Consider the following 23,602-nt stretch of genomic DNA (forward strand, 5'->3'; position numbering starts at 1 on the left):
ACTCTCCTCGCTCAGGCGGGATGCTGGACGGTGAGGGCGAGGGACTTCGTCGCCGTGCCCACGCTGTTCGTGGCCGAGACGGTGACCGTGTAGGCGCCGGGGACCTGCGGGATTCCGGAGATCAGGCCGGTGCTCTTGTCGACCGCGAGTCCCTTCGGCAGGCCTTCCGCGTCGAACGACGTCGGCAGCGCGGTCGCGGTGATCAGGTGGTTGAAGACCTGGCGCGCGGTGGACGTGCCCTCGCCCGCGCTGGTGATCTCCGGCGCGACGGCGGACGCGGCCGTGGCGGAGTCCAGGAAGCGGAGATCCTTCACGTGCTCGTTGACGAACATCGGGACCATGTCCTGGGTCAGGTACCAGCGCGGTTTCTGCATCGTGTCGGCGATGACCGTGCCGTTGATCGCCAGGTTCTGGAAGGTCACGTTCTTGACGGGGCGGTCCGCGTCGTAGCCGACGATGAGCGACATGTTGGCGTGTTCGCCGTCGTACTTCAGGTTCCGCACGTACACGTCCTCGATGCCCCGGCCGGGCGCGGAGTTGTACCGGTTGGCCATGACCCGCATGTTGATCAGCTGGCCCCAGCGGAAGTCCTCCACCCGCACGTCCTGGATGCGGACATTGCGAATGAGGTTGCTGTCACCGGTGTTCATGGCGAAGCAGCCCTGGTAGAGGATCTGGGGCTCACGGTGGTCGAGGACGTCGATGTTGCTGAACATCACGTTCTCGATGACCTCGGGCTTCTCCGGGTTGCCGTGCGTGCCCATGTTGACCGGGTGCGCGACATCGGCCCAGAGGATGGAGTCGCGTACGGTGACGTTGCGGGTGTCGCCGTAGTAGTCCCAGCGGTGGGCGTAGATGGCGATGCAGTCGTCGCTGTTGCGCATGAAGACGCCCTCGATCAGGACGTCCTCGCTGCTGAACACGTCGATGCCGTCGCCCCACTGGCCGCTGCTGTAGGAGTGCAGGTTGCGGACGGTGACCTGCTTGGACTGGCCGATGGTGCAGGCGTAGCCGGTACGCGGATTGAGCACCATGATGCCGTCGATCTCGATGTTCTTCGAGAACGCCACCGTGGTTCCGCCGTCGGCGTTCCACAGGATGCCCCGGCCGAGCAGCCGGGCGTTCTCGACCTTGTTGAACTCCACCCGGGCCTTCAGCACCGCGCCGCCGGCCAGGTACACCGTCTTGCCGCTGGGCACCATCAGCACGTTGCCGGGCACGGTGTGCACGCCGGGACCGAAGTAGATGACGTCGGGGTCCTCGAGCTCGGGCCGCTGCGCCTCGATCGGGTTGGCGTGCAGCTGCAGGTTGCCGAAGATCTCGCCGTCGATCTCGATGGAGAGGTTGCGCGGCTCGCTGAGGCTGAAGCGCACGGTGTCGCCGGCCACTTCGTGCTTGACGTCGTACGACAGCGGGCGGATCCGCGCGGAGCCGATCGTGCCCTTGGACGAGGTGACCTCGATCTCCACGGTGCCGGTGAAGTCGAAGGTGGCGACCGAGGTGTTCCGGATGATGCCGGCGCCCGTCTTCTCGTTGATCGTCTTGGTCAGGCCGCGCAGCACGGGCACCGGCTGCCACTGGCCGTTCGGAGTACGGGCCTTCACGGAGAAGCCGGCGTTGGTCGGCACCCCGGCAGGGATGGGGTACACCACCAGCCGGTCGGCGGCCTCAGACCTGACGTCCGCACTCGCGGCGCCGGCCATCGTGCCGATCACGGAGTACGCGGCGGCGGTGGCGCCCGCAGTCTGGATGAAGGTGCGCCGGGTCAACCCGATGCCGTGGGGGTCGGTCATGGGGAGAGTCCTTCGGGTGTGGGGGACTTGGGTCGGGACAGGAGCGTGATGTGCGCCCGTGCGCGGGAGCCGGCACGGGACCGAATCCATCGCGTCCTGGCTCACAGCTCGGGGCGAGGCCCTGACCACAGTCCGTGGACGGGATGGGGCGCACGCGGACAGCGACGTTGCTGAGCCACGCTGGCGACATGTCGTCTGAGGCATGGAAACCGGTTTCCATGCCCTGCGTAGGTATATCGCGAATGCCCCTCTGAGGTAAACCGGTTGACTGGAATGTCCTCACAGGCTAGGTTGCGGGCCCGTGCGCGACGCGACAGGTACCGGTAACTTCAACCGTGCGCGCAGTCTGCCATGGCGGGCCGGGTGATCTCCTCGAGCACCCTAAAACTGGGCATCCGCCCGCACGCCGACCGGCCGAACCGCCAGGCACCCGACGACACTGCTGCCATGAACGTGCGTAACACGGACGGGCCTCCGGAACGGGTCGAGTTCTCGGGGGCCGTGTACGGTTCGTTGCTGGCGGCCTCCGTGGTGGCCGGCAGCGCGGTGGACGGCACACCCATCTCGGCGGGGAGCCTCGTGGTCGTGCTGCTCTGCACGGGTGTGGTGTTCTGGCTCGCCCATGTCTACGCCATGGTCGTGAGCCACGGCACCCACACCCTGACCTGGCGGCGACTCCGCACGGCCGGCCGGCAGGACTGGCCGGTGGCGCAGGCCTCGTTCCCGCCCGCCGTGGCCGCCGCCTTCGCCTCAGCGTTCGGCATGTCCGACGTCGTGGCGACCTGGGTGGCGCTGGTGGTCGCGGTGGCGAGCCAGGTCGCCTGGGCTGTCGCGGCCGCCGTCACGGCCCGTTCCCCTGCGCGCGTCGTGGTCGTTTCCGCAGTCGCCAACCTCGTACTGGGCCTGGCCATAGTCGCGCTCAAAACCCTGGTGGCCCCTCACTGACCGACCTACGACCTACGCTCTGCCGCTGGAGAAACCGTCATTCGCTCCACCCGCGCGCGGGCAGTCCCGCGAGGCGATGCCTCGCGGGACTGCCGCCGGCTGACGGACCAGCCGCCGATGCGGCCGGCTAGTTTCCTGAGCCGCCTCGGCAGTACTGGCGCTTCCAGTGCCCGTTCTGCTTGCACCAGTAGCACTTGCCTCTCCACTCGCACCTCCTGGCCGTGCTGGAGGCGAGGGCGGAGTGCTGCGGCGCGCAGATGCTCGCGCCGGAGGCCTGGGCGACGCCGGCCGTGGTTCCGGTGATGAGGAGCGTGGACGCCGCCAGCGCGACGGCGAGAAGCAAACGCTTGAGCATCAGAGATCACTCCCTGAGATGAGGACCGAGCCCGGTTGACGGGATCGGACGGTGAGCGTTGATTCCGGGTCCCGGATACGCCGCTGCAGCGCTGAACATCACTCAGACTAATCGCGGCGCCAGGCGGAATCGCCCGACCAGAGGTAAATCCTAATTTCCGACATATCGCTACACATACGTAATTATCCGCTCGTTCCAGAGAAATTCGGCATTACGCCGCAGCCAGCCGCGACAGGCCCCCGAGCTGCGCTTTCGCGCAGATTGGCAGGAGCCCGGACAGCAGTTCCCCGAGCCTTTAAATGCAGCGCCACAGAGGCGGCAAATTTCCAGAAAAAGAACTGGTTCTACCTCGCCGGCCCCGAAGAGGTACCGAGCAACCGCATCCGGCGACACCCCGGTCCTCGACGAGGATGGAGCAGCCCTGACGACTGATCCGGAGCGCGACCGCCGAGTTCCGCGCATCAGCGGCCCGTTCCCCGCTCGGCGCGGGAACTTCTCCCGAACGTGTCCTGAGCCGTCGTTGGGTGAGGAAGATGGGAGAATGCGTAAATCCGCTCCGGCGCTGTGGCCGGAATGGTCGAACAGTCGCCGGGCTCGGGACTGGGAAGCGACGGGAGAGGAGACACGCCGTGGATGACCTGACCGCTTGTGCCCCTCCCGCACGGTCCGCCGGACCCTCCGGAGCACGCGTCGTAGAGACAGAGGGCACAGCGCCACACGTGCGGCCGAGCCTGCTGTGACACTGGTCGGCCGGCAACCCGAGATCCGTCGCGTCCTGGAGGTCATAGAGGCGGATCGCGGCGGATCGCGGATGCTGCTCCTGCTCGGCGAGGCCGGCGCCGGCAAGACGAGCTTGGTGGCCGCCGCCGCCGACCATGCGCGCGGCAGCGGGTGGGCCGTACTGACGTGCCAGGGCAGCGAGGCGGAGTCGCAGCAGTCCTTCGCGTCCTTGCACCAGTTACTTCTTCCTGTCCTGCCGGAGGCCGGCACGCTCGCCGAGCACCTGCGGAGAGCGTTGGAGAGTGCGGTGGGCATCACTCCGGCGGACGGACAGCCTGACCCGACGCTGCTGCGTGTGGCGGTCCTGACGTTGCTGACCGGCGTCTCCCGGCGGCGGCCCGTCTTGCTGGCCGTGGACGACGTCCAGCACTGCGACCGGGACTCTCTCGACGTTCTGGGCTTCGTGGCCCGCCGTATCTCGGCGGAGGACGTTTCGGTGCTGGTGGCGGCGCGTGGGCAGACGCCTCCGGAGGGTGTCGCCGGTAACCTGCCCACGCTGCTTCTGGGGCCGCTGACCGAGCAGGCCGCGGCCGAACTCATGAACGCCCAGCCGCACCCGCCGACCGGCCGGACTCGGATCGATGTGCTCCAGCAGTCCGGTGGGAATCCGCTGGCCATCATCGAGCTGTGCCGGGCGGCCAGGACAGGCGGCCCGGGTGGGCTGCCCGGTGGTGGCCTGCCCGGTGGTGGGCTGCCGCAGACCGAGCGCATCCAGCAAATGTACGCCGCACGTCTGCGCGGCCTGCCGGAGATCACCCAGCGGCTGATCCTGTACGCGGCGGCGTCGGAGTACGAAGACCTTGCCACGATCATGGCCGCCGCCGGCGCGGGGCCGGACCTCGCGGTATGGGCTCCCGCCGAGGACGCCGGCCTGGTGACCGTCGTGGAGGGGCGGATCGCCTTCCGGCATCCGCTGGCGCGTGCGGGCTCCTATCACGGGGCCCCCGCCTATCTCCGGCAGCGGGCGCATCGGGACCTGGCGGCGGTGCTGACGGCGGATCCCGCCCGCCGGGCCTGGCATCTGGCCGCCGCGTGCGTCGGCCAGGACGAGTCGGTGGCGGCGGCGCTGGAGGACACCGCGGAGCTCGCCGAGCGGCGCGGCGGTTTCTTCGCGGCGGCGCGGGCGCTGGAGCGGTCGGCGGAGTGCAGCCCCGCACCCGCCGATCGGGCGCGCCGGTACGCCAAGGCGCTGAGAGCCGCGAACAACGCCGGCGACCCCTCGTGGGTGCGCGAGCTGTACGGCAAGGTCACCGCGCTGACGCGTGATCCTGACCTGCTCGGCGTCGCGGCGTGCGGGGCCGGCTTGGCCCTGTCGCTGTTCGGCCACCAGCGGGAGGCGTTCCAGGTGCTGATGAGCGCCCTGGAGCCGGATCAGCCCCGGGACGGCATGACGGTGCTCGCGCTGGTGTCCAACATGCACGCTGTCGCGTTCCAGGCGGGACTGCCCGAGATCAGGCGTCCGATCGTGGCCATTCTCGAGGGGATCGATGCCGACTGCCGCGACACGCCCTACCCCGAGCTGAGGGCGGCGGAAACCGCCGACGGGGTGCGGGCCGCGACCCTGGCCGGGGCCGATCCGACGACCGCCCCCGAGCTGCTGCGGCAGATCCGCCTGCGGCCCAACCCGCCGGAGCCGCAGGACGACGTCGCGGAGATGACCCGCTTGCTCACGTTCGGCGCGGTCGCCTGGTACGCCGACGAGTCCGACCTGTGCGTGGAGTTCTTGCGGCAGGCGTACGCCATGCTGGCGGCGTACGGCTCCATGGGCTCTGCCGCGCCCTCGCTCGCGACGATGGGCTCGGCGCTGATCGACACCGGGCGGTGGGCGGAGGCCGACGAGCATCTGGAGACGACGGCGACGCTGGCGGCCGTCCACAAGCTGAAGCACCTGGAGATCGACGTCGAGGCACTGCGGACGACCCTGCGGGCACTGCGCGGGGAGCCCGCCGTCATGCCGGCGCCCCCGGACTGGATGGGCGTCGGGCTTGAGGAGAACCGCGCCACGCACGCGCGCCTGCTGCGGGCCGCCGGCATCGCCGCCGCCGCGGCAGGTGACTTCGACGGCGCGTTCCGCCACATGCGGCTGCTGTTCGAGGAGGACGGCGCCCCTTTGCACTACGTCTTGTCCCACCCTGTGATCGCGGATCTGGCTGCGGCCGCCCAGCGGACGGGCAGACAGGAAGAGGCGGCGCGCATCGTCGCGGCGGTGGGCGCCGCTCTGGGCCCACGGCCGACCACCCGGATGACGCTCATCCTTCACCACGCCGCCGCGCTGACCGGCGATCCCAAGGACGCCGAGCACCACTTCCGGCTCGCCACGGTGAACCCCGCGGGCGAGCAGTGGCCGCTGGCCCGCGCGCAGGCCCGGCTTCACTACGCCCAGTGGCTGCGCAGGAAACGGCGCCCCCTGGACGCCCGTCCGCTCCTGGCCACGGCGCTGGAGTCGTTCACCCGGCTCGGCGCGATCGGCCTGGCCGAGGAGGCACGCGGCGAGCTGCGGGCCAGCGGCGTCGCCACCGCGCCCGCCCCGGCCGACCCGCTGGCGGGACTGACCACCCAGCAGCGCCAGATCGTCCGCCTGGCGGCGCAGGGACTGCGCAACCGGGAGATCGCCGAGCAATTGATGCTCTCGCCCCGCACGGTCAGCTCCCACCTCTATAACGTGTATCCGAAGCTCGGAGTGAGCAGCCGCAACCAGCTTCGGGCCCTGCTGGGCGATCTGTGACCGCCGCGTCGAGCCGTCCGGTGGACGCTGCTTCGCGGCCTTTGCGACCTTTGCGGCCCTTGCGGACCGAGGGTGGAGGCGAGGGCGCTCGCCGCAGCGGCCGGTGGGCCGCCGCACGATGATCCCTTCGACGCCAGGAAAGGTGAGACCGCGTGAGTTTCGAGCCCGTCACGGGCCCAGAAGGACACGACCGTTTGGCCCTCGTCCTCGACCCCGTCGTCCAGCGCCTCGTCGACGCCTCGGCCGCACCGCCCTACCTGCACCAGCTCGGCCCGCTCGACGGACGGCAGGCGTTGCTGGAGATCCAGGGCCACGCGTACGACGACTTCGATGTAGAGGGCGAGTACGCCGTGGCGCCGGTAGGCCCTTCTGGGCTCGCCGGCTTCTGGATCTTCCGGCCCGCACGCGCAGCCGGTCCTTTGCCCGTGGTCGTATACCTGCACGGCGGCTGCTGGATGCTCGGCGACGCCCGGACCCACGCGCGCATGATCTGCGAGCTCGCGGCCACCAGCGCCGCCGCTTTCGTGGTCCCCGAGTACACCCGCACTCCGGAAGCCCGTTACCCGGTCGCGCTCGAGGAGTCCTACGCGGTGCTGACCTGGCTGGTCGAGCAGGCCGCGGAGATGGACCTGGACGGCCGGAGGCTGGCGGTGGCCGGCGACTGCGCCGGCGCGACCATGGCCACGGCGCTGACCATGATGGCCAAGCAGCGCGGCGGCCCCCGCATTCGCGCGCAACTGCTGTACTACCCGACGACCGCCCCGTACTGCGACACCGCGTCCCGGAAACAGTTCGCGTCCGGCTACCTCCTGACGCGCGCGGCTTTGGAATGGTACTGGCAGCAATACAGCGACGACGGCAACGAGCTCGCCGAACCCACCGCGTCGCCGCTGTGCGCCACCACGGCGGACCTCGCGGGACTGCCTCGCGCGCTGGTCGTATCGGCGGAGGCCGACGTCGTACGGGACGAGGGCGAGCAGTACGCCCGCCTGCTGCGGCGGGCGGGAGTGCCGGTGACCTGCGTGCGCTACCTGGGGACGGTCCACGACTTCGCGTTCCTCAACCCCCTGCGCGAAAGCCCTCCCACCGTGGCCGCGCTCAGGCAGGGCGGCCACTTCCTCGAAGACGCCCTGGCCGACCGGCGCTGACACCGGCAGTCCGCCTCGTCCACACGTGGAGGCGATAGGTCCCTCTCTCTTCAGCCGGCAGTCTGCGACAGACCAGTCAATTTACTGATGTGTCCGGAAAGAGTGGTTTGCCAGGCTGTGGGCGTGAGGCCGCTGCGGCGGCCTGTCATGCTCAGGGGAAAGAGGCCAGGATGTCCACCGACAAACCCGTTCTCGAAGAGGCCGCGCAGGCCTTCGCCGAGGCCACCGCGAACCCGCCCTACCTGTTCGATCTCGATCCCGCCGACGGCCGCAAGGCCGTGGACCAGGCTCAGACACCCGAGATCGAGGTGCCGGGCACCAGCAAGGAGATCCTCGCGGTCACCGACGGGCTGACGGTGAGTGTGTTCCGGCCGGCAGGCGCAAGCGGGCCCCCTCCCCGTGATCATCTACGTGCACGGGGCGGGCTGGGTGTTCGGCAACGACCACACCCACGGCCGGCTGGCCCGCGAGCTGGCCCTCGGCGTCGGCGCGGCGGTGGTGTTCGTCAACTACAGCGCCTCTCCCGAAGCCCGCTACCCGGTCGCGATCGAACAGGTCCACACGGCCGCCCGCTGGGTCATCGAGCACGGCGCCGCCCATGACCTGGACGCCTCCCGCCTGGCGGTCGCCGGAGACTCGGTCGGCGGCAACATGGCGATCGCCCTCACGCTCCTGGCCAAGGAGCGCGGCGGGATCCCGCTGGCCGCGCAGGTGTTGTTCTACCCGGTCACCGACGCCGCCTTCGACACCGGCTCCTACCACGAGTTCGCCGAAGGGTACTTCCTGCGCCGCGACGGCATGCAGTGGTTCTGGGACCAGTACACCACCGATCCCGCCGACCGTGCGCAGATCACCGCCTCGCCGCTACGGGCGAGCCTGGAGGAACTGGCCGGGCTGCCGCAGGCACTCGTCATCACCGCCGAAGCCGATGTGCTGCGCGACGAAGGCGAGGCGTACGCGAACAAGCTGCGCGCGGCCGGCGTCGCGGTCACCGCCGTGCGCTACCAAGGCATCATCCACGACTTCGTGATGCTCAACGCCCTGCGCGGCACCCATGCCGCCGAAAACGCCATCCGACAGGCCATCGACTTCCTGTCCACCGCCCTGAACACCCGCAAGGAGCGATCATGACCACTTCGCCCACCGTCGTTCTCGTCCATGGGGCCTTCGCCGAGTCCGCCAGCTGGAACGGCGTCATCACCAGGCTGCGCGAGCACGACCTGAGCGTGATCGCCGCCGCCAACCCGCTGCGCAGCCTTTCGGGTGACGCCGATGTCGTCGCCGGCCTGGTTTCCTCCATCGACGGCCCGGTCGTCCTGGTCGGTCACTCCTACGGCGGTCAGGTCATCTCGGGAGCCGTCCGCGGCGACGACCGCGTCAAGGCGATGGTGTTCGTGGCCGCGTTCGCACCCGAGGCGGGCGAGAGCATCGCCGAGCTGAGCGGCCGCTTTCCCGGCAGCACGCTCGGCGAAACGCTGAACGCGGTCGCGCTGCCCGACGGCAGCACCGATCTGTACATCCGCCAGGAGCGCTACCACCAGCAGTTCGCCGCCGACCTGCCCCCGGAGCGCGCCGCTCTGGACGCCGTGGCGCAGCGGCCGTTGAACGACCGGGCGCTCAACGACAAGGCCGATGAGCCGGCCTGGCGGGACCTGCCGTCCTGGTTCATCTATCCCGAGCTGGACTTCAACATCCCGCTCGCCGCTCACCGGTTCATGGCCGAACGGGCCGGTGCCCGCGAGCAGGTGGAGATCGCCGGCGCCTCGCACGCGCTGCCCGCCTCCCAGTCCGCCGCCGTCGCCGACGTCATCCTCAAGGCCGTTCGAACCGTCGCGTGACAACCCTCCCGCCGCAAAGAGTCGCCCCGCCTCCGTGACTGAGGCATGCACCGGTCAACCCGCTCTTTGCGGCCATGGCGGGAGCACGTACCCCCGCAGGACGCCATCTGCCGGCAACAACCTTCAAGGAACCGCTATGTCCCGTACCTCCCGCACCCGTTCGGTCGTTCGCACCCTCGCCACCGTGGCTCTGACTCCGGTCGTGGCCGGCTCGCTGCTGGCCGCCACCGCGGTGAGCAGCAGCGCCGCCACCTCGGAGAAGGCCAAGCCGACCATCGTGCTCGCCCACGGCGCCTTCGCCGACGCCTCCAGCTGGTCCGACGTCATCCGGCGCCTGCACCGCGACGGCTACCGTGTCGTCGCCGCGGCCAACCCCCTGCGCGGTCTGGGTGACGACGCCGCCTACGTGCGCAGTGTCCTGGACACCGTGGACGGGCCCGTGGTCCTGGCCGGCCACTCCTATGGCGGCTCGGTCATCACCGAGGCGGCCGCCGGCGACCCGGACGTCAAGGCGCTGGTCTACATCGCCGCGTTCATCCCCGACGCCGGTGAGAGCGCCGGCGAGCTGGCCGGCAAGTTCCCCGGCAGCACCCTGGGCGAGACCCTGAGCACCGCCTCCTACCCGCTGCCCGGCGGTGGCAGCGGCACCGAGCTGACCATCAAGCAGGACAGGTTCCACAAGCAGTTCGCCGCCGACGTGCCCGCCCCCACCGCCGCGATCATGGCCGCCACCCAGCGGCCGGTCTCCACCCTCGCCCTGGAGGAGAAGGCCACCAAGGCCGCTTGGAAGGACATCCGCTCCTACGCTCTGATCGCCGGCAAGGACTACAACATCCCGCCCAAGGCCCAGCAGTGGATGGCCGAACGCGCCAAGGCCCACACCGTCACCGTCAAGGGCGCCTCGCACGCGGTCTCGGTCTCCGAACCCGCGGCGGTCACCGACCTCATCCGCCGCGCCGCCCGCGACAGCCGCTGAGAGACCACGGGCCCACTGCGCAAGCCGAGAGCCACGGTCCGGAAACGGCGATGGGCCCGTCATGACGGACTTTTCCACATTGAACACAAGGGGGATCTTCGATGGCGGCGGATGAGCGAAGCGGCGTACCGCAGCCGGTGCTGAGCCCGTTGACGACCGCCGCCGTCTTCCTCGTACTGACGGTGGATCACGGCGGCGAACCGGTCGTACGGGAACTGCTGGGCGACCTGGCCGGGCTGTCGCGGTCGGTGGGTTTCCGGGTGCCGGGCGGCGGGCTGAGCTGCGTGGCCGGCATCGGGTCGGACGCCTGGGACCGCCTCTTCGACGGGCCTCGCCCGGCTGAGTTGCACCCCTTCCGCGAGGTCTCCGGAGCCGTGCACCGTGCGGTCGCCACCCCGGGCGACCTGCTGTTCCACATCCGCGCCGAGAAGCTCGACCTGTGTTTCGAGCTGGCGTCCCAGATCATGAACCGGCTGCGGGGAGTGGTCACGGTCGAGGACGAGGTGCAGGGCTTCATGTACTTCGACGTGCGCGACCTGCTGGGCTTCGTCGACGGCACCGAGAACCCGGTGGGTCCGGCGGCGGCCGCGGCGGTCCTGATCGGCGACGAGGACCCCGGCTTCGCCGGAGGCAGCTACGTGGTCGTGCAGAAGTACCTGCACGACCTCGAAGCGTGGAATGCCCTGCCCGTGCAGACTCAGGAGCGCATCATCGGCCGCACGAAGCTGGACAACATCGAGCTGGACGACGCCGTCAGGCCGTCCAACTCGCATGTCTCGCTGACCACGCTCACCGACCCCGACGGGACGGAACGCCGCATCCTGCGGGACAACATGCCGTTCGGGAACGTCGGCCGGGGCGAGTTCGGCACCTACTTCATCGGCTACGCCCGCACGCCGGCGGTCACCGAGAAGATGCTGGAGAACATGTTCGTCGGCGATCCGCCGGGCAACCACGACCAGATCCTCGACTTCTCCGCCCCGGTCACCGGGACCCTGTTCTTCGTGCCGGCCGCAGACCTGCTGGAAGACCTCCCCTCGGTGGCCGCCGAACCAGCCGCGACGAGCGACATCCCGGGACGGGCACCGGCGCAGCCGCAGTGAGGACGGCGCCCGGCAAGGTCGACGAACTGCTGCTCGATTTCCTGGCCGAGCAGCAGTCCTGAGCAGGCAACGAGCACAAAGTGAGCTGGTGACTGAACAGCCGATCAACCGAGCATGAGACGGCACGCGTGGAGACGTGCAGCCACGGCCTATTCAGCGACAGTAGGGATCCGATGACCCTGTCCGACAAGCGGAAGACGTACGGCACGCCCTGGCGTCACCCGGGGGCGATCGTCGCGGCAGCGGACGTCCATCTCTCCGCGACCCTTCTCGGCGACGTTACGGGCATCGTACGTGTCGGCGAGGCCAGAGGGCGCTGGTAGCCGCATGGCCGCCAAGCCTTCCTCCTCCCAGGAGCGCAGCGCCGCCGCCCGCACCAGGCTCCTGGCCGCCGCCGACGAGCTCTTCTACGCCGAGGGAATCCAGGCGGTCGGCATCGACCGCGTCATCCAGCACGCCGGTGTGGCCAAGGCCACCCTCTACAACACCTTCGGCAGCAAGGAGGCGCTGGTGCGCGCCTACCTGCGGGCCCGTCACGCCGCCACCCGGGAGCGTATGGACCGCGAGCTCGAACGGCGCTACCGCACACCGCGGGAGCGCCTTGTCGGAGTCTTCGAAGTGCAGGGACTTTCCTTCTCCGACCCCGCCTTTCATGGTTGCGCCCTCGTCAGCGCCAACGCGAACGCGCCACTCGGCGGGGCCGTCGAGGAGGTGTCCGCCGAATACCGCACTTGGCTGCACTCGCTCTTCCGTGATCTCGCCGAGCAGGCCGGGGCCGGGGATCCCAAGGGATTGACTCGCCAGCTCGTCCTGCTGTACGACGGTGCGGACATCAGCGCCTGGCTGGATCGCGATCCGAGCGCCGGAACCACCGCTCGCGCCGTCGCCCAAGCACTGGTTGACGCCGCGATTCCCACGAGCGCAACCTGACCCTGCTGGTCGTTCGCGTGATGGGGTTGCGGACGGGCACCGGCTGAGGAATCAACGTCATCTGCGAGCTGATCGGCATCCCCACGGAGGCCGGCCCCAACTTCCGGAGCTGGGCTCCGCTGATCGTGTCTCCGGACATCCACGGCTTCGAGGCGTACCGGGGAGCCGTGGGGCCTGCCCGCCTTCGCCTGGTGCGTCTCCCAGCAGGGGTCGGCCTCCATCGCGAGAGAGAACATCCGATCCCGGTCCCCACCGTCGGCCACGGTCGCCCTGACTTGGTGCGTCGCCATGCCCGTCTGGACGATGGCCTCGGAGGAGGCGACCAGATTGAGATACCAGTCGGGCTCGGACAGCGAATCGGCCGCCCATGCGATGACGACAAATCGATCGCCATCCGGCAGGTAGTTCAGCACAACGGTGTGTACGCACCCGTCCAGCCCCCGGTGGTCGTGAGCGGGAGCACGCGCCTACCTCGCGATGGGCCGATGCCCAAGTCCTCAATGGTTTTCTGGTCGGTCTCGCTGCGCAAGCAAATCACTCCAATCTCACATGTGGCGGACAGGCCGGCCCTGCCATGGCGTGCCTTGCCGGCGTAGCGCCTGGATGACGGCTCGACGGATCACCCGTCCGCGGGCGACCCGCCGGATGAACTCACTACGGCGCCCGCTGGATCGCCGCCAGCAACCGAACGCGCGATGGCCCACCCGCCACGAAGCGCGGAGCGTCCTTGGCGAGCGCGATCGCCTTCCCGTCCAGACCGGCCGCGGTGATCGCCTCTTCCGGTGTGGTGAGCAGGTGGGCTACGTCGGCCACACCACGGAGCACGTCGCCGTCCACAAGTTTGGCCGCGTCGAGCACCTTGCTCAACGCCCACTCGGCATCGCCGCCCTCGTATGGCCGGCCTCGACGCTCCCCGTCGAGTTCGGCGAGCCGATGACGCTCCCAGCGGCCGAGCCGTTCGTACACCGGCGCGAGCGCGCCCTCGCTCATGTCGTCGAACCGCAGCGCGAGCTTGTCCAGGTCGTCCAGCCCTTCGGCGCGCACCGCGTCGCGGAGCACGATGGCATGCGCGAACGCCATCGACATGCCCAGCCCGAACATCGGATTGGTGACAGCCCAGGCGTCACCGACGTTGAGAAGTCCATGGGCCACCGGCCGCCCGCCGACCACCAGTCTGCGGCGGCCGCCCTCTGCTGCGGACGTGCGCAGAACGTCGCTGATCGGGATTCCGCCGGCCCACTGCTCCACGGCCGGGAACAAAGAGGCCACCCGCTGCCAGGCATCCGCGTCCCGCAGCCCGCGCAGTTCCACGTCCTCGGCTGACACGGCGAAGGTCACCGACCAGGTGCCCACGTCTCCGGGCAGCACCAGAGCAGACAAGCTGCCGTGATGCTCCAGCGGCCAAATCGGCTGCGCGGGCATGGGCCCCGCGAAGTGCCTGGAGTAGTAGGCGAACCCTCCGCGCGTCCGTTCCTCTGCGGCGCCGAGCATGCTGACGATCCGGCCTCTTGGCCCGGTCGCGTCCACCACCAGATCGGCGCGGACGAGCTCGCCTTCGCCCGTCTTCACCCCGCGCACGCGCAGCCGCCCGCTCCCGGAGGTGTTGTCGACCAGCGGCCCTGCCACGCCGGCACCGCGCCGGACGGTGACGCCAGACGCACGTCCGGCCACGAGGGCCAAGGCCGCCTCCAGCACGGGGCGGCGAGCAGCGATCGTCTCGAACCGCTGATCGCCCTCACGCGCGCCCCCAAGCGCCCGAACCTGCCACGAACCGGCGATCGAGTTACACACGACGGCGCCCGCACGATCAAGCTCGGCGACCACCTCCGGTAGTTCGTCCCGCAGTATCCGCCAGCCCGCCGCCACGAGCTGGTGCGGCAGCCGGAACTGGCTCACCCCCGGCCGTTCCCACAGCTCCCACGCCCGGTGGATGTCGCCCGGGCCGTTCCGGTCCGCGTCGAGCACGGTCACCCGGTGCCCGTCGGCGGCGAGCAGCAGGGCAGCGACCAGGCCGGCGGGACCGGCTCCCACCACCACGATCTCCGGCATCTCTGACCTCCTGGAAACGATCGTCGAAAGGCCAGGATGCTTGGCCCGACTGTTCACTCACCAGACCGGTCAGCTGCCCACTTTCCCGTCATACCGAGGTCGGCAACAGGCCCTTGTTCCAGGTCATGGCATCGCCGAAGGCGATGATGAGGTCCACCTCGGAGCCGGCCGCCTTCACGTGGGCCACCACCTGAACCAGACTGGGGATGTCCCTCGGCTGACCGATCGCCACCGCGCAGACGGCGGCTAACGATCACAGTCCTTTTCCAAGCCGACCCTGTCGGGGCCACAAACGAGTTTGAGGATGATGAATGACTTCACATACTCGATCATGTTCAACAGCTTCGTCGTCATCGCTCGAGTATTCGGCCATCGCCTGATCAGCCGGCAGACCGCTTAATGACCACTTACCGGTCAGTTGTCCCTGGCCATGCAAAAGTGGCTCTGGCACCTTCTCCCGAGTTCCGCGGTTGGCGGGCAGACGGGGACCCGGACGGCCGTCGGTCAGAGCGTCAGTCCATGATCGCGGCGGAACGCAGAGCGGCGCGGACGCTGGTGGCCGGGTCGCCGACGTGGTAGATCCGCTCCGACGGTTCGATGCCGTCCAGGAACTCCTGGTAGCGGACGGCGTAGTCCAGGTGAGACAGCGGTTCGGCGATCACGAGTGCTCGGGCCGGGTCGCAGCCGGGTACGTGGGCGGTCCAGGCCTCGATCCAGGCCTCGGCGGCGGCGGGTCGTTCGGCGGGGGGAAGCCAGTCGCGGGCCCGTATTCCGTCCAGCACCGGGTTGCCGAGGTGCGCGTCGGCGAAGTCCACCACGGCCGGCGGGCCGCCGTCGCTGCGCCAGTTTCCCGGGTGGAAGTCGCCGTGCACGATCGTGTCGGGCAGGCCGCACTCGGCCAGCATGGGCCACCGTTCGACCAGCTCGTACGCTCCCGCAAGCTCTTCGGTGGTCAGCTCGCGACCCACGTCACCGGCGAGCAGGTCGCGGACCCGGTCGGCGACGACGGGTCCGCGCCGGTCCGGCAGCCCGGGCGGGATCGCGCCCGCCAGGCGGGCCTGCGCGGCGGCCAGTCGTCTCACGGCGCTATGGATGATCTCGACGGGGGCGTCCCAGCAGTCCTCGCCGGGAAGGTGCTCCAGCAGGACCCGCCGCGGTCCCGACGCCACAACCGTGGGAACCAGGCCCGGGTCCAGGGCCGCGAACACGCCGATGACGGCGGCCTCGTCGGTGGCGAAGTGCGGCGTGGCCTTCAGCCATACCGGCCCTTGGGCGGTGGGCAGGAGGAACAGCCCGGCCAGATTCCAGGTCCTGCGTTGCCGGATCGGCCCGGTCAGCGGTCGCCCGGCCGTCCTCAGCGCGTCCGCCGCCCAGCTCAACAGCTCGCGTACCCCGTCGATCCGCGCCCACGGCGCCCGCAGGCGCTCGGGTCTGTCCAGCACCGCCTGATCGGCGGGCAGCGGAGCCGTCAGCCGCCCGGGCGCGGGCCGCTCCAGCGCTTCGACGTGATAGGTGACATGACCACCGCGGCCGCCTTCACCGCCGTCCACGTCCAACAGGCGCAGGACCAGCACGTCCACGCCGAGCGCCTGGCGCAGGTGCGCCACGACCGGCTCCGCATCGGCCCACCACGGCACATCCACCGCGAACGGGCCGATGACACCGAGCCGATCGTCACCCGATGTGACCCATGCGCTGACCGTCCTGTCCATCCGCTCAGTCTGATCGCTCCCCGTGACGTCCGCCACGGAATATCCGGCCGATGCGGTCGTTCGTGCCGGCGCGCCCTGACCGGCGTCGCCGCAGCGCTGCTCGTGGCCGCGCCGGACACGGACGATCTCTGATCCTCTTTCGACGGCGGAACGTCAACCCATCGCCGTCAGGGTGTCACGCAACCGGCGCAGGTCCCGTATGCGGGCCTCGTACGTCGCCCCGACCACCACGAGCAGCAGCCCGCCCACGGCGATCGGCACCCAGCGCGGCACCGTGAGGAGCATCTCCGACACGTACGGGGCCAGTTCCCGCACCGCGACCCCGGCGACCACGACGGCTCCGATCGCCGAAGGCGCCTGGAGCCGGAACCGGGCTCCGGCGAACAGCACCGCCAGCGCCAGCACGCCGAGCGCCGGCGACCGCTGCCATTCCGCGTCCGAGTAGACCGCCACCAGGCTGGGCAGCATCGTGAAGGAGAGGCCCGCGCCATAGGCCGCCCAGGACGAAACCGGTGCGCCGCGCCGCCGCCACCAGCCGGATCCCAGCAGGACCAGCGAGCACGGCACCGTGTACGCCTCGACGACGGTGACCTCGTCCGCCCCCAGCCGCAGCCACGAGGCCAGCAGCAGCAGGGTGGCGCCGGTGTACCTGAGGCCGTTCGCGCCGCCTCGGCCGGCCGAGCCCGCCCACAGCGACATGAGCAGCACCAGCACCCCGGCCACGGCGAATCCCATGCTCGCCGCAACCAGGACGCGCAGGCCCAGCGAGAACCCCACCGCCACCGCCTCCAGCCCGAGGAACAGTGCGGCGAAGCCCAGTCCCCAGACCCGGAGTTCCTTCAGTCTGGCCGTCAGCGCCATGGCGGCGGCGGCCCCCGCCAGGATCGGCAGCACGATCAGCGTCGCCGGCTCGCTGCCGAACGCGTACGCCGCCGTCCGTACCGAGGCCGGACCGGCGACGAGCGCGCATGCGACCGCCCACCAGGGCGCCCGGCCCAGCGTGGCGGCCACCGCCAGCGCGACGGCCAGCACCGCCTGTACCGCCACCGCGGCCGGGTAGGGCATCGCGAAGGCTTGAGTGGCGACCGCGACCATCAGCGCCCCGGACACCAGCGCGCCGGACACCAACGCTCTGGAGGCCAACGCTCCGGACGCCGGCGCCCCCGACGCCGGCGCCCCGGACGCCAACGCTCCGGACGCCGGCGCCTTCATCGGCCGCCCGCCGGTGGCGCGCACGGCCGCCGCCAGGAGGCCCGCCGCCACCACGCCCAGCACCACCACGTCCGCCGGCGACGCCATCTCGAACGGCTGCCGCTGCCGTCCGTTCCACGTACCCGTCCAGAGCACGTCCAACCAGGCGAGCGGCGCCGCCAGGGTGGCCACGAGCCGAGGAAGCAGCGTCAGCGTGATCAGCAGCGCCACCAGCCCGCCGGTGGCCATGCCCGCCAGCCGTACCCTCCGCCAGGGCACCCAGGCGGCGGCGAGCACCACCGCGAGTGCGGGGACGAGGTAGGCCAGGGAACGCCAGTCCGTGCCCGGGCCGTCCAGCGCCGGTTGCGCCAGCGCGGCCGGCACGGCGATCAGCGCGAGCGCGGTTCCGACGGTGACCGCGGAGGCCCAGATCTCCCCCTCAGCCTTGCCCGGCCGGGTCAGCAGCCATGTCACGAACCCGCCGAGCAGAGCCAGCGCGACCAGCGGCGCCGACCTGACCAGGGCCTGACCGACGGACGGGGACCCCAGCGCGTACGACGCTCCGCCCAGCAGGGCGAGGGTTGCGACCCCGCTGCCGGCCAGGGCGGCCGTCACCCTCACCGCTCCCCGGCCGTAGCGGACCAGGGCGACGTCCAGCGCCGCCGTGGCCACCAGCATGGCCACCAGCCAGGTCGCCGACAAGTCGCCGGTCAGCAGCGGCAGAACCGGCTGCGCCAGCACCACGGCGACCGGAGCGGGTCCGCGAAGCCGGGTGATCCGGGCATAGGCCACCAGGATGAGCGCGGTGAGCCCGAACACCCCCGCCGTGTAGTGCAGCGCGTCGAGGGCGTCGGCCCCGACGAATCCCACCCGCCTGGCCGCGTAGCCGTCGAGCAGCAACAGCGCGACCGCGAACCCGGCCACAGTCTCGGCCGTCGCGGTGAGCCTGCGCCGGATCAGCACGACCGGCGCCAGCATGGCCAGCACGGTGAACGCGGCGAGCACGGCCGCGCGCCCGCCGATGCCCAGCCGCCCCCAGCTCACCACGGTGAACACCACCGCCGCCACCGTCAGCAGCAGTCCGCCGAGGATGAGCAGGACGTTCTTCGCGGCGCCCGGGGAGACCTCCCGCCTCGGGACACCGGGCCCCGTAGCTCCAGGTCCAGCCGCCTCCCCCGGGTACGGCGGAAGCGCGCCCGCATAGGAAGGCGCCGCACCCGGACCCGCCGCACCCGCGCCTGCCGCCCCCTGGCCCGCCGCGCCGGCGCGCAGGACGCCGAGCAGTTCCGTACGGCGCGCCTGCAGCCGCGCCTGCTGATCCATCAGCCCGGCGAGAGCCCGGTCCACCTGCCAGAGCTCGTGCGCGGCGGGTCCCTGCAGAGGCAGCGCACACCTCGGGCACCTGGACACCGGCTCCTGGAGCCCGGTTCCGGACAACATCGCACCGCAGTCCGGACATTTCATACTTCACGCACCGATACTCCGTTTTAAGCCTGTCGAGATGACCCATATTTCACCGCGACGTCCTTGCGAACCGCTGTCACCGGGAACCATGAGCGACGGCCTGGCGATGTAAGAGGAGTAAACGTTCGAGGCGTTGGCCACCGAACCGGGGCGGCGGCACGTACACGCAGCTCACCGAGACGGCGCCGGCCTTCTGCGCCGCAGGGAGCGTGAGATGACCGCTGAAGGTTTGCTCAATAGTTCCGCTCGGTCGGCAGACGCTCGCCGAGCGCGCCTGGGTTCGTTCTGCACTCGCCGGCGGCGATGGGCGACGATCTTTTGCGGCCGTTCCGGAGATTCCACCCGCGTCCAGGTCCGTCCAGGGCCGTTGTCAGCGGCCGCGTCAGCACTCCCCCGCCCACCTTCGTGGGGTCTGCGAAGCCCTCGCTTCGGGCACGCCCAACCGTCCGATCGTGTGGGGGTCAGTCGCTGCGTCCCCAGGGTGAAAAGGGAACGGGCCCGTGAATCGCGGAGTCGTACTCCTCGCCGTCCTCGGGGATGCGGGATCCGTCGGCACGGTACCGAGGTTTAGCTTGTTTGTGCTCGCCAGAATTCTCGGCCTATTTCCGGATCAAGGCCGAAGCGTTCCGCGTAGTGGTCGTTTCGTTCGGCAAACCCCTCGTGCGCGTCCTCCTCGGAGAGGAAGCCGCCGGCGAGGTGGGGTTCGAGGCGGTTGAGGTAGGTGTCCCATCCGGCGGCCCATTGGGCGGCGGCGGGGCGGTCGTCGAATGTGTAGGTGAAGGTGAGGAGACAACCGTCGGTGTCAGCTTGGAGTTCGATTCGATACTGGCTGCCGGCGAAGGTCCAGGCGATGAGGTGTGGAGCGGTGAGTTCGGTGATTTCTCCTGTCATGCCTCCAGCTTCGAAAACCTCACCGGCTTCGGGCTTCCAGTCTGCGGCGGCCGGGAACCAGCGTTCCAGTTCGGTTGGGACGATGACGGCTTGCCATACTCGCTCCACCGGGTATGGGACCAGGCGCTGGAAACGAAGCATCGGGCGGTCGTTGATGGTGTGAAGTGTTGCGTCCACGCGGGTTGACTTCCTTTCTTCAGGGTGCGGCCGCCGAGGGGTCAGTCTGCAGAGAGTGACTGTTGGATCTGGATGAGATTGCCGCAGGTGTCGTCGAACACGGCCGTGGTCACCGATCCCATGTCGGCGGGCTGCTGAGTGAAACGCACGCCGAGGCCGCGCAGTCGCTCGTACTCGGCCTTGACGTCGTCGACGGTGAAAGAGGTGTACGGGATGCCGTCGGCGACCAGCGCCTCCTTGAACGGCTTAACCGCCGGGTGGCTGCTGGGTTCGAGCACCAGCTCGATGCCGTCCGGGTCCTGCGGGGACACCACGGTCAGCCATCGGTCCTCGCCGATCGGGACGTCGTGCTTCTTCACGAAACCCAGCACCTCGGTGTAGAAGTGCAGCGCCTTCTCCTGGTCGTCAACGAGCACGCTCGCCAGGTTGATTCTCATGTCGCCCCCTCTTCCCCGTCTGTATCGGCGCCGCCGTCAGGGCCGCCGGCGTCCTTGTCGGGCTTGTTGAGCCACCGCTCGACGATCGGTTCGAGCGGCCTGGTGTCGATGTAGTGGAACTTGTAGCGGCCCTCGCGCCTGGTCTCGACCAGTCCAGCAGCCTCGAGAACGTCGAGATGCTGCGAGATCGCCTGCCGCGACGAACCGAGCCCATGCTTGGTAACCAGTCGGGCGCAGATCTCAAAGAGCGTCTGTCCGTTCCGGTCGGTCAGCTCGTCGAGGATCGTGCGGCGCGTGGGATCAGCCAAAGCCTTGAAGACGTCGCCCACGGCGAAGACGTTACGCAAGTCGTTGCTTGCCTGTCAATCCGACAGCGCAGGTTACGCAGGCTCGATTCCGACTCGGTGACTCGGTGAGCGACAGGGTGGCGGCGGGGGTCCGGAAGCTGCGCTAGGTGTGGCGGCCCTGCCGCACCGATTCAGGATCTTCATCGTGCAGGGCACAGCCGTACACGATGGTCTGAACCACGCTCTGGACGACGTCCCTGCTGACGCTCCCGGGCGGCGCGGTGACCAGGGTGAACAGCGCACCCCCGTAGAGCGCGATCAGCACGGGGATCTTCTCGCGTGGGATGGCGAGGCCGAGTTTGTCGTGATGCCCGGCGGTGATCCGCAACGACGTGTCCTGCAGGCCCGCGAGCGCCGAGGCGAGCAGCGGCCGGCGCACGGCCTCCAGTTGAAGTTCGAAGATTGCCAGATAGCGGTTGCGCAGTGTGGTCGCCGCTGTGAGCAGCGATTCCGTCAGCAGGTCGACCAGCGTCGCGGGCTGCTCGGTGGCCCGGTCGGTGTCGGCGTGATGCAGCTCGGCGATGCGCTCCGCGGCGGCCACCAGCAGCGCTTCCCGGCTGCGGAAGTAGTTCGAGGCCGTTCCCGGCGGAAGGTCTGCTTCCCTCTCCACCGCGCGATGGGTCAGTCCGTGCACGCCCGACGACGCCAATAGCTCGATGGCGGTATCGGTCAGGGCTCGGCGACGGGCCGGATTGGTGGGCGGCATGCGGCCATGCTACCAATAGCCGTACTAGTACGATGGTAGTGAATCGGCGAGGAGGTCTCATGAGGATCGTGGTGGTCGGTGCCGGGCTCGGAGGAGTGACGGCCGCGGTAGGGCTGCATCGCCTGGGCCACGAGGTGACACTCTTCGAACGGGGCGCCGACCTCCGGGAAGCAGGCACCGGGATCGTGGTCATGCCCAACGGGCTCCGCGCGCTGGACGCGCTGGGGCTGGCTGAAGACGTTCGCGGGCACGTCATGCTTGCCGTCCGCGCGGGATTGCGGGACTGGCGCGGACGCCCGCTTCTGGTCACCGATGCGGTCCAGGCACAGCAGGAGGTCGGGACGCCCGCCATCATCGACCGGGCTGAACTGCACCGGGCGCTACGCGCCCCGCTGCCCGCCGACCTGGTGCGTACCGCGACCCCGGTCGAGCGCCTGGCGCCGGACCCCACCGGGGTAACCGTGATCAGCGGCGGCAACCCCGTCGCGAGAGCGGACGCCGTGATCGCGGCCGACGGCATCGCCAGCAAGCTGCGCGAACAGCTCATTCCCGGCCACCCCGGGCTACGGCGGACCGGCCGGATGGACCTGCGCGGCATGCTGCCCCGCCCTCCCGGCCTGGTAACAGACCTGCTCGCCAGCCAGTTGGTCGACCGCCGCAGCGGGGCGATGTTCGGCTTGTTCCCCGTCGGCGAGGACCGCCTGTACTGGTTCACCGACTCCGTCCTGCACGGCACGCCGCCCGGCGCGGACGAGGCACGCCGGCAGATGCTGTCCCTGATGGCCGACTGGCACCCCCTCGTCACGGCACTGATCGAGGCCACCCCGCCCGCCGACATCTACGTCGACCCGATCGCTCGTCTGGCCGAACCCCTGCCCTCGTTCACGGCCGGCAGGATCGCGCTCCTCGGCGACGCAGCGCACGCCATGCCACCCGATCTCGGCCAGGGCGCCAGCCAGGCCTTCGAAGACGCGGCCGCGCTAACCCGCCACCTGACCGGCGCAAAGCCGGCAGACGTCGCCCAGCGGCTCCTGCGCTACGACGCCGAGCGCAGGCCCAGCGCCAACCGCATGATGCAGGCGGCGTCCCGGCAATCGCGGCTGACCTCCCAGACCGGCGTCGCCGCGTGGCTTCGCGACGTGTTGCTGCGCGCCATACCATCCCGGCTGGCCACCCGGCAGCTTGCCGCCCTCTGGCGCGCCTAGTCAGTGGTCGTAGGCAATCAGCGATCGGGTGATGGGCCGACGGTGTGGCGGTTTCGGAGCGGCGAGCGGTGGGCCGGGAACGCCCGCACTCGATCGGCGTGGAGGATCCACCACCCACAGCGGGTCGCGCCACAGGTCAGTGTCTTCCCCTGCGATGCAGCCGTACGGGGCGCCCTCGGCCGGAGGGCGCCCCGTTCCTGCACGGTCGCTAGAACTGCGAGACCCTCAGCACCACCGCGTAGTGCGAGGACGCCGTCGACCCGAACCGCTGGTTGTTGACGACAGCGCCGTATCCCGCGCCGCTGGCCCAGTTCAGCCGCATGACCGGCGGCCGAGCCCCGAAGTCCATGCGGCCGATCATTTCGGTGAACGCGCTGCTCCCGCCGATGGCCGCCGCGTTGTGGGCGGAGAAGGAGACGGTGTTCCCACGCACCTGGTACCTTCCCCGGAGCGGGTACAAGTCGGTGCGTACGTTGGTGGTGTTGAAGGCGAACGTCCCGTTGGGGTAGAAAATCCAGACCGCGTTGACCACCCGGTTGTACGCCGACGTCCGCCAAGCCACTTGCCCGGCGACCTGCTGGAACTCCAGGATCTGCTGAGTGCGCAGTCGTACCGTGCCGCTGTCTGCGGCAACGGTGGCCTGGGCGCTGGTGGTGGACATCAGCATGGTGGCCGCGAGCGCTGCGGCGACGGCGAGAGTCAGCCTGCCGATCATTTGGTTCCCTCCCTGTCCGGACGTTTGCCGGTGACCTCAACGCTAGGAACGAGGCTCTCCGGCGACCACGAGGTTGGGCTCACAGCTCGCTCACAGGAGCGTTCCGCGTCTATCG

At 69.9% G+C, this 23,602-nt stretch carries 20 protein-coding genes and 1 pseudogene; 9 read left to right on the forward strand and 12 right to left on the reverse strand.

Annotated features, from left to right (window positions below; translation table 11 throughout):
* Positions 1-11 precede the first annotated feature (11 nt).
* Positions 12-1,793, reverse strand: coding sequence for a putative Ig domain-containing protein (locus ACIBX3_RS42190; protein WP_397126213.1), 1,782 nt, complete (start codon positions 1,791-1,793; stop codon positions 12-14).
* 447 nt (positions 1,794-2,240) lie between these two features.
* On the opposite strand from ACIBX3_RS42190, the gene ACIBX3_RS42195 reads away from it, so the two are divergent.
* On the forward strand, positions 2,241-2,738 hold the full coding sequence (locus ACIBX3_RS42195) for a hypothetical protein (RefSeq protein ID WP_397126214.1): 498 nt from the start codon (positions 2,241-2,243) through the stop codon (positions 2,736-2,738).
* A 127-nt stretch (positions 2,739-2,865) separates the two neighbouring features.
* Here the strand turns inward: ACIBX3_RS42195 and ACIBX3_RS42200 are convergent, their stop codons facing one another.
* A complete protein-coding gene (locus tag ACIBX3_RS42200) occupies positions 2,866-3,093 on the reverse strand; it encodes a hypothetical protein (RefSeq protein WP_397126215.1) in 228 nt (75 codons plus the stop codon).
* A 736-nt stretch (positions 3,094-3,829) separates the two neighbouring features.
* Here ACIBX3_RS42200 and ACIBX3_RS42205 point away from each other — a divergent pair.
* The 7 genes from ACIBX3_RS42205 (at position 3,830) to ACIBX3_RS42235 (ending at position 12,593) form a co-directional block, all read left to right on the forward strand.
* Positions 3,830-6,598 (forward strand): helix-turn-helix transcriptional regulator, encoded by a 2,769-nt coding sequence (locus tag ACIBX3_RS42205; RefSeq protein ID WP_397126216.1) that lies wholly within the window; start codon positions 3,830-3,832, stop codon positions 6,596-6,598.
* A 152-nt stretch (positions 6,599-6,750) separates the two neighbouring features.
* Positions 6,751-7,746, forward strand: a complete 996-nt coding sequence (locus ACIBX3_RS42210) for an alpha/beta hydrolase (protein ID WP_397126217.1) — start codon at positions 6,751-6,753, stop codon at positions 7,744-7,746.
* A gap of 399 nt (positions 7,747-8,145) precedes the next feature.
* Positions 8,146-8,877: an alpha/beta hydrolase gene (locus tag ACIBX3_RS42215; RefSeq protein WP_397126218.1), complete on the forward strand. Its 732-nt coding sequence runs from the start codon at positions 8,146-8,148 to the stop codon at positions 8,875-8,877.
* The gene (locus tag ACIBX3_RS42220) at positions 8,874-9,584 is read left to right on the forward strand and encodes an alpha/beta fold hydrolase (protein WP_397126219.1); all 711 of its coding nucleotides are present in this window, start codon (positions 8,874-8,876) and stop codon (positions 9,582-9,584) included. Before ACIBX3_RS42215 ends, ACIBX3_RS42220 begins: the two co-directional genes overlap by 4 nt.
* A gap of 184 nt (positions 9,585-9,768) precedes the next feature.
* Positions 9,769-10,560 carry an alpha/beta fold hydrolase gene (locus ACIBX3_RS42225; RefSeq protein WP_397126220.1) on the forward strand — a complete coding sequence of 264 codons (792 nt, stop codon included), beginning with the start codon at positions 9,769-9,771 and terminating at the stop codon, positions 10,558-10,560.
* 101 nt (positions 10,561-10,661) lie between these two features.
* Positions 10,662-11,663: a Dyp-type peroxidase gene (locus ACIBX3_RS42230; RefSeq protein ID WP_397126221.1), complete on the forward strand. Its 1,002-nt coding sequence runs from the start codon at positions 10,662-10,664 to the stop codon at positions 11,661-11,663.
* 327 nt (positions 11,664-11,990) lie between these two features.
* A complete protein-coding gene (locus tag ACIBX3_RS42235) occupies positions 11,991-12,593 on the forward strand; it encodes a TetR/AcrR family transcriptional regulator (protein ID WP_397126222.1) in 603 nt (200 codons plus the stop codon).
* Positions 12,594-12,775: 182 nt separating this feature from the next.
* Here ACIBX3_RS42235 and ACIBX3_RS42240 read toward each other — a convergent pair.
* The 9 genes and pseudogenes from ACIBX3_RS42240 to ACIBX3_RS42280 form a co-directional block, all read right to left on the reverse strand.
* A pseudogene (locus ACIBX3_RS42240) lies at positions 12,776-13,006 on the reverse strand (nitroreductase/quinone reductase family protein); the annotation flags it as partial.
* A gap of 241 nt (positions 13,007-13,247) precedes the next feature.
* A complete protein-coding gene (locus ACIBX3_RS42245; RefSeq protein WP_397126223.1) occupies positions 13,248-14,642 on the reverse strand; it encodes an NAD(P)/FAD-dependent oxidoreductase in 1,395 nt (464 codons plus the stop codon).
* Positions 14,643-14,730: 88 nt separating this feature from the next.
* Positions 14,731-14,874 carry a hypothetical protein gene (locus ACIBX3_RS42250; protein WP_397126224.1) on the reverse strand — a complete coding sequence of 48 codons (144 nt, stop codon included), beginning with the start codon at positions 14,872-14,874 and terminating at the stop codon, positions 14,731-14,733.
* 280 nt (positions 14,875-15,154) lie between these two features.
* On the reverse strand, positions 15,155-16,354 hold the full coding sequence (locus ACIBX3_RS42255) for a phosphotransferase (RefSeq protein WP_397126225.1): 1,200 nt from the start codon (positions 16,352-16,354) through the stop codon (positions 15,155-15,157).
* A gap of 153 nt (positions 16,355-16,507) precedes the next feature.
* Positions 16,508-18,985: an SCO7613 C-terminal domain-containing membrane protein gene (locus tag ACIBX3_RS42260; RefSeq protein WP_397126226.1), complete on the reverse strand. Its 2,478-nt coding sequence runs from the start codon at positions 18,983-18,985 to the stop codon at positions 16,508-16,510.
* Positions 18,986-19,576: 591 nt separating this feature from the next.
* Entirely contained in the window at positions 19,577-20,077 is a 501-nt protein-coding gene (locus ACIBX3_RS42265) for an SRPBCC domain-containing protein (RefSeq protein ID WP_397126227.1), read from the reverse strand.
* Between the two features lie 41 nt (positions 20,078-20,118).
* On the reverse strand, positions 20,119-20,514 hold the full coding sequence (locus ACIBX3_RS42270; RefSeq protein ID WP_397126228.1) for a VOC family protein: 396 nt from the start codon (positions 20,512-20,514) through the stop codon (positions 20,119-20,121).
* Complete coding sequence (locus tag ACIBX3_RS42275; protein WP_397126229.1) at positions 20,511-20,843, reverse strand: ArsR/SmtB family transcription factor; 333 nt, start codon at positions 20,841-20,843, stop codon at positions 20,511-20,513. The genes ACIBX3_RS42270 and ACIBX3_RS42275 overlap by 4 nt, the downstream gene beginning before the upstream one ends.
* Positions 20,844-20,964: 121 nt before the next feature.
* Positions 20,965-21,567, reverse strand: coding sequence for a TetR/AcrR family transcriptional regulator (locus ACIBX3_RS42280; RefSeq protein WP_397126230.1), 603 nt, complete (start codon positions 21,565-21,567; stop codon positions 20,965-20,967).
* A gap of 59 nt (positions 21,568-21,626) precedes the next feature.
* Between ACIBX3_RS42280 and ACIBX3_RS42285 the strand changes: the two genes are divergently transcribed.
* Complete coding sequence (locus ACIBX3_RS42285; protein ID WP_397126231.1) at positions 21,627-22,772, forward strand: FAD-dependent monooxygenase; 1,146 nt, start codon at positions 21,627-21,629, stop codon at positions 22,770-22,772.
* Between the two features lie 208 nt (positions 22,773-22,980).
* Here ACIBX3_RS42285 and ACIBX3_RS42290 read toward each other — a convergent pair whose 3' ends face one another.
* Positions 22,981-23,487 carry a hypothetical protein gene (locus ACIBX3_RS42290; RefSeq protein ID WP_397126232.1) on the reverse strand — a complete coding sequence of 169 codons (507 nt, stop codon included), beginning with the start codon at positions 23,485-23,487 and terminating at the stop codon, positions 22,981-22,983.
* Positions 23,488-23,602 lie beyond the last annotated feature (115 nt).

The sequence above is a fragment of the Nonomuraea sp. NPDC049480 genome (assembly GCF_044465905.1).
In the GTDB taxonomy this organism is placed as follows: domain Bacteria; phylum Actinomycetota; class Actinomycetes; order Streptosporangiales; family Streptosporangiaceae; genus Nonomuraea.